This window comes from Leptospira ognonensis, from assembly GCF_004770745.1.
In the GTDB taxonomy this organism is placed as follows: domain Bacteria; phylum Spirochaetota; class Leptospiria; order Leptospirales; family Leptospiraceae; genus Leptospira_A; species Leptospira_A ognonensis.
In genome coordinates this window covers 1-1,475 of record NZ_RQGD01000052.1, presented here as the reverse complement: position 1 = coordinate 1,475, position 1,475 = coordinate 1, and the positions used below count along the sequence as shown (strand labels likewise).

Genomic DNA, 1,475 nt, shown 5'->3' with positions numbered 1-1,475 from the left:
CAAGAAGCGTGACGGAGGACAATGTGCCTTTAGGCCGAGCGAGGGCGAAAGTCCCGAGCGTAGCGTGTCAGCCGCTGTTATGCGCTGTGCAAAATTTAATCGATTATATCATTTCCTGATTTTATTTCTTTTTCAATTGCTATTAATTTATTTTCTATATTTTCTTTAAGATTTGTATTTGGATATTTAATCAGAAATTTACTTAGAAATTTTTTCTCTTTTTTTAGATCTATGAAATCTTTTTTGTCATTTTCTATGAAATGCATCAAATAAATACAATCGTCTAAAAATTCACTCTCTGGAAATTCGATGATAATTTTCTTGAAGTGAAAACCATTATAGCTTATGGATTCTCCGAAATTTTCAGATTCTATTAGCTCAAAATTATATTTTTGATAGAATTTTAAGTCTTTTCTATAATCATTTACATCAATCTCAATATTATTCAAATAGTTCCCGATTTTAAAGAGAGTATCAGGATCTTTTTCTTCTAGTCTTGCTTTTCCTATAAAAGAATTAACAGTTTTTTCTATTTCCGACTTATCAATGCCTGATTTCGTTGATTCCGTTTTATTACATGAAATTGTGTTGATTATTATAAATGGACTAAAGAGAAGAATTATCGCAAGGAAAAATATTGAAAATTGATTTAGTTTAGAATTTCTGAATGTCATAGGTTTTTTTTTAAAATTTTTGCATGGCGCATAACGAACTAGCCTTAACGACGTAGGCTGACCCTGAGTCCCAACGGGACGTTAGGGACTGGAACGACACTTGCGAAGGCAAGGGGAGTGCCAGAAGCCTATGTGTCGCAGACCGAGCGAGGCCTCGTGCCGAAGCGAAGCGTTAAGGCGCTGTTATGCGAAGTGGATTATATTATCATTAAATCCGCACTTGGAGGATAAATTCCTTGAAAACCAAAACTTTGTTTTTCACTATCTGATATTTGACTTTCAAAGAATACAATCGTTTCTATTCCTGGCAACAAATTTGGTAAATCAACTAATCCTGAATTTTCTTTGAATTCGTGTTTTATACATATTTTTCCTTTTTGGTAAATATAGTAATCTTCTAGGTGAATGTCATTAATTCCATCGGTAAGAAAGTGAGAGACTGGTTTTATATCAGACGCATCGCCATAGAAGCGATATTTAATGCAATCCGGATCATTGTTTTTAAGCCAGTCATTAAATTCTCTTCGGACAATTAGTTCGTTAAAATGATAAATAGAATTGGGTCCGTTTAATGTGGAAATATAGCTAGGTTGATAAAGCTTTAGAAAATATTGTTAGATTAGGAAAGCAAGAAACAGATAATAGAAAAAATATTTTATTTATACAATTGCCAATAACAGCACCGGTAAATAAAATTCGAAATTTAATAAAGGAATATTTTAAGAATAATCAAAATGGAATTAGTGGCGTACTTCTTTATCAACCTAGCTATATTTCCACATTAAACGGACCCAATTCTAT

The 1,475-nt window shown here is 32.4% G+C and carries 1 protein-coding gene; it reads right to left on the bottom strand.

Going from position 1 to position 1,475, the window contains the following annotated elements; all coding sequences use genetic code 11:
- Positions 1 to 95 precede the first annotated feature (95 nt).
- The gene (locus EHQ58_RS18485) at positions 96 to 674 is read right to left on the bottom strand and encodes a hypothetical protein (RefSeq protein ID WP_135625556.1); all 579 of its coding nucleotides are present in this window, start codon (positions 672 to 674) and stop codon (positions 96 to 98) included.
- Positions 675 to 1,475: the final 801 nt, after the last annotated feature.

Coding starts and splice junctions, on each gene's coding strand:
- EHQ58_RS18485 (WP_135625556.1), bottom strand. CDS start 674: ATGACATTCAGAAATTCTAAACTAAATCAATTTTCAATATTTTTCCTT.